This is a genomic window from Calditrichota bacterium (genome assembly GCA_014359355.1).
Classification (GTDB): Bacteria; Zhuqueibacterota; Zhuqueibacteria; order JANLFK01; family Oleimicrobiaceae; genus Oleimicrobium.
This window is the reverse complement of the sequence record JACIZP010000069.1, coordinates 1-4,204: the sequence shown is the minus strand read 5'-3', so window position 1 is coordinate 4,204 and position 4,204 is coordinate 1. Positions and strand designations below refer to the sequence as shown.

Sequence of the window (4,204 nt, the reverse complement as noted above, 5' to 3'; positions counted from 1 at the left end):
CGGTTTCTTTCGCAGCACCATCGCCGCCTTGGGATTGGACGTCCAGGCTGCGAACAACAGCGTGGAAAACCTCAACGCATACATCCAGCAGCTCGCGATGAAGATGGAATCGGTTTCCGGCGTTTCGTTGGACGAAGAGATGGCGAACCTGATTGCTTTTCAGCGCGCCTACCAGGCCTCGGCCCGGGTGGTCAACGTGGTGGACGAGCTGATGCAGACGGTCCTTGAGATGATATGAGCGGGGAGACCATATGCGCGTGACCAACAAGATGCTGGTCGACAACCTCCTTGCCCAGCTGCAGAACTCGCTGCAGCGGGTGGATCTATACCAGGAGCAGATTGCCACCGGCAAGCGCATCAATCGGCCCTCCGATGACCCGGAGGGAGCCGCGCGAGTGCTTCGCCTTCGGGAGGTCATTGCCGACAACAGTCGCTTTTTGGAGAACATTGAAGATGGGCAGCATTGGCTGACGGTGACGGAGGCGGCGCTCGCTGACTCGGTGGAGATTCTCGGCCAGTTGCGCGCCAAGGTGGTGCAGGCACAGAACGACACGTTGACCGCCGACGAGCGGCGGGACATGGCCAAGTGGGCGGCTGACTACCTGCAACAGCTCGTGCAAGTGGCGAACCGCCAGGAAGAGGGCAAGTATGTGTTCGGTGGCACGCAGAGCGCCACTGCCCCTTATGCCCTCACCGATGTGGTGCAAGACGAGGGGTTCGTGGCCCACCTCGGGAGCGCAGTGGAGCTCGAGCATACGGAGCTCACCGCCGGCAGCGTGGTGGTCACCGATGGTGGCGGCACCACCTTCGTCGAAGGGGTCGACTACGAGGTTGACTATGAGAAAGGCACAATCACCGCCCTTACCGGCGGAACCATGAGCGAAGGCGCCACCTACTATGTTTCCTACCGCCTCTCCAGTCCCTTGCACCTTGTCACCAATCCAGCCGGGATCACAGGCGAGGTGAAGCGGCAGATTGGCGATGGGGCAATAGTGACCGTCAACGTGCGCGGTCCGGAGGCATACGCGGGCGATGTTGACGTCTTCGCGGTTATCCGGCAGCTCAAGAACGCGCTGGTACGCAATGACCACCAGGCATTGCGGCAAGGGCTGGAAGGGCTGGACCTGGCGTTGGACCAGGTGCTCGCCGCGCAAGCGCGTGTGGGACTGCAGTACGACCACCTTTCGATGACGCATGACCGCGTGAGCAACGAAGCGATACTGTTGCAGCGCCTCCTGTCGCAGGTGGCCGATACGGACGTAGCTGAAGCAGTGGTGAGGTTGCAGGAGCAAAAGGTCTCTTACCAGGCAGCGCTGAGTGTGACGGCTAGCATTAACCAGATAAACCTGCTCGACTATCTGAAGTAGCTCCTGGTGGAATCGGAGGGTGAGAGAGGATGAAGAAGGGAGGGACAATGACCACCGCCTTTCTCAGGGAGACAGAGTTCGACGAGGAAGTCATTCTGACCATCCCAGAGGGCCTGCCGGGATTTGAACACTACACCCGCTTCGTCATCCTCACGGTGGAGCGCTTCCTGCCGTTCCAGTGGCTGCAGTCGGTGGAGGACGCTGCCCTCTCGTTCCCTGTGATCCGGCCACACTTCTTCTGCCCGGACTATCACCCCAGGTTGTCCAGGAAAGTGCTTGAGGCGCTGCGCCTGGAGAGGGAGGAGGACGCCGAGTTCTACGCCATTATCACCATCGGGGCGACGCCTCAGGAGGTGACCGCGAACCTGAAGGCACCGGTGGTGGTCAACCCCAAGGCGCGCTTGGCCAAGCAGTACATACTGGAGGGCAGCTACTACTCCCTCCGCCATCCGGTGCTCAAAGAGCGGCCCATAAGCCAAGGAAGGCACGACTATGCTCATATTGACACGCAAGATCGGTGAGAGCATCGCCATCGGGGACGATATCCGCGTCAAGCTGCTGGCCATCAACGGCCGACAGGTGAAAATCGGCGTGGAAGCGCCCAAAGGAGTGGTGGTCCACAGGGAGGAGGTGTACGAGCGCATTGTCGAGCAGAACCAGCTGGCAGCACAAAGCGCAGCCGGCGTGCATCTTGAGGGGGCAATTGATCTGGTGAGGAGGACCTTGAGCGATGAGCCGTGGCCGGAAAAAGGGCGTTAGGTCACCGGTGCCGCAACAGCCGAATGTGAGCAGCAGCCCAGACCCGCCCGCCACGGCGGCCGATTTCACCGAACTCTGCGCCACGGCAAGCCGGCTTCTGGCAGAGGGTGAATACGAGGCAGCGTTGCCCTTTCTGCAAAAAGCGGTGGCCATCGATCCCGCCTATGCGCCGGGCTATTGCCAATTGGGGCAGGTCTACTACTCGCGCATGATGTGGCGCGAGGCAGAGGCGCATTTTAAGAAGGCCCTGGCCTTGGATTTTGGCCTCTTGGAGGCCCACTATGACCTGGCGCTGCTCTATCAGCGTCAACACCGGTTCCGGGAGGCTTTGCCCTTCTTTAAGCAGGTGGTGCTGGCCAACCCGGGAGACTGGGAAAGCTTCCTGCGCATGGGGCAGTGTACGGCTGAGCTGGGCAACCTGGTGGATGCGGAGGCCTTCTACGCCGAGGCGCTGCGCCTGAAGCCCGACTCGATTGAGGCAGCGGGCGGGCTGGCGCAGGTGCACCTGCGGAAGGGATGTCCGGATAAGGCTGTCGAAGTGCTGGAGCTTGCCGTGGAGTCGCATCCCGACTGTATTGAGCTCCGCGCTGCCCTTGCTTTTAGCTACGAGCAGCAGGGCGAGTACGAAAAGGCGCTGGCCCACTTCTATCACCTGGTGAATGAGCAACCCGAGGACGCACAGTTCTTTCTCCACCTTGCTATCTGTTGCGTGGAACTGGGTCTCCTCCAGGAGGCTGAGCCTTTTCTTGCCAAAGCAGCCCAATTGGAACCGGAATCGTTGGATGCCATTGAAGGCCTGGGCCGGCTCTACGTGCGCACAGGCAAGGTAGAGCAGGCAATCAACGCCCTGGAGCATTGGCTGAGGATCGCCGACCGCAGCGCTCAATGGGGGATAGAGGCCCCTAAGGCCCAGCGGGCGAAGGTAGTGAGGCTGTTGGCTGAGTGCTACGCGCACAGAGGTGAACCTGAGCGGGCCGAAGCGCTGCTCTCACTGGCTCGCCAGGCAGAGACGCAGCGGCAAGAGGCGGTGAAGCAGGCATACGCTGACGAGGGAGGCTCAAACGGACGGAGCCGGCGATCCGCCTGACCCCCAGGCAGCGTCCGTGCACGGAGCGTGGATTGATCCGCACCACGCATTGGCCTCGCCATCAGCGCCGACTTGGCAACAGTCGGCTGGAGCTCGCCAGTACCCTCCTCTGGAGATGCCTGACGACCACAGAACTGAAGAGGTGAAATGACCATGAGGCGACGAGACACGGTTGCCTTGTGCACGATTGTGAAGAACGAAGAACGGTTTATTCGCAAGTGTTTGGCCAGTGTGCAAGGGGCGGTCGATGAAATCGTGATTGTCGACACCGGTTCCACCGACAGGACGGTGCAGATAGCCGAGGAGTTGGGAGCGAGGGTGTACCACCACCCCTGGCAGGACAGCTTCAGCGAAGCGCGCAACTTTGCTCTCCAGTTCGTGACCAGCGAGTGGGTGCTGCAGTTGGACGGCGACGAGGAGCTGGAACGTGAGGACATCCCCCTCCTTCGTGAAGTGGTCAAGACCCGCCACGTCAACAGTCTGTTTGTCCCCATTCTGAACCACATGCCGGATGGGAGCATCTCACGTTTGTACTTCCGGAGACTGTTCCGCACGCGGCTGGGCCATTACGAAGGCATTGTCCACAATCAACTTGTCGTGAGTGGACCCACCGGCCAGGCCGAAATACGGATCTATCACCACGGGTACAACCTGAGCCCGGAAGAAATGGCCGCCAAACAGGCGCGCAGTGAACGCCTGCTCCTCAAGCAGATGGCCGAGCGGCCGGACGACCCTTTCCCGCGCTTCAACTTGGGCAGGATCTATCGCAACCAGGGTCGCTTCCCACAGGCCATCCAGGTGTGTCAGGAGGGCCTTCGCCTCTGCCCTCCCGGGCCGAGGAGTTCTACCTATTTCATGCTCCTGTTCGACCTGGCGTACTGTTTGATGATGGTCGGCCGCCTGAGCGAGGCAGAGGCCTGCTGCCTGCAGGGGCTTGAGGAGGATCCGAAAAACTTGGACCTGCGTTTTACCCTGGCCACGATCTACGCGC

6 protein-coding genes are annotated in these 4,204 nt (G+C 60.9%); all 6 read left to right on the top strand.

The features are described 5' to 3' along the window. A partial coding sequence (locus H5U38_03065; GenBank protein MBC7185994.1) for a flagellar hook-associated protein FlgK occupies positions 1-238 on the top strand: 238 nt, incomplete at its 5' end. A 13-nt stretch (positions 239-251) separates the two neighbouring features. Further along, complete coding sequence (flgL, locus tag H5U38_03060) at positions 252-1,367, top strand: flagellar hook-associated protein FlgL (GenBank protein MBC7185993.1); 1,116 nt, start codon at positions 252-254, stop codon at positions 1,365-1,367. A gap of 29 nt (positions 1,368-1,396) precedes the next feature. Next, positions 1,397-1,888 carry a flagellar assembly protein FliW gene (locus tag H5U38_03055; protein ID MBC7185992.1) on the top strand — a complete coding sequence of 164 codons (492 nt, stop codon included), beginning with the start codon at positions 1,397-1,399 and terminating at the stop codon, positions 1,886-1,888. After that, positions 1,860-2,126, top strand: coding sequence for a carbon storage regulator CsrA (gene csrA / locus H5U38_03050; protein MBC7185991.1), 267 nt, complete (start codon positions 1,860-1,862; stop codon positions 2,124-2,126). The genes H5U38_03055 and csrA overlap by 29 nt, the downstream gene beginning before the upstream one ends. Next, the gene (locus H5U38_03045) at positions 2,098-3,213 is read left to right on the top strand and encodes a tetratricopeptide repeat protein (GenBank protein ID MBC7185990.1); all 1,116 of its coding nucleotides are present in this window, start codon (positions 2,098-2,100) and stop codon (positions 3,211-3,213) included. The genes csrA and H5U38_03045 overlap by 29 nt, the downstream gene beginning before the upstream one ends. 153 nt (positions 3,214-3,366) lie before the next feature. Continuing rightward, positions 3,367-4,204: glycosyltransferase (locus H5U38_03040; protein ID MBC7185989.1), on the top strand; the 838-nt coding region annotated here is incomplete at its 3' end.

Bases quoted from the DNA above. Each gene is read 5' to 3' on its own strand.
- flgL (MBC7185993.1), top strand. From the start codon at position 252: ATGCGCGTGACCAACAAGATGCTGGTCGACAACCTCCTTGCCCAGCTG.
- H5U38_03055 (MBC7185992.1), top strand. From the start codon at position 1,397: ATGAAGAAGGGAGGGACAATGACCACCGCCTTTCTCAGGGAGACAGAG.
- H5U38_03045 (MBC7185990.1), top strand. From the start codon at position 2,098: ATGAGCCGTGGCCGGAAAAAGGGCGTTAGGTCACCGGTGCCGCAACAG.
- csrA (MBC7185991.1), top strand. From the start codon at position 1,860: ATGCTCATATTGACACGCAAGATCGGTGAGAGCATCGCCATCGGGGAC.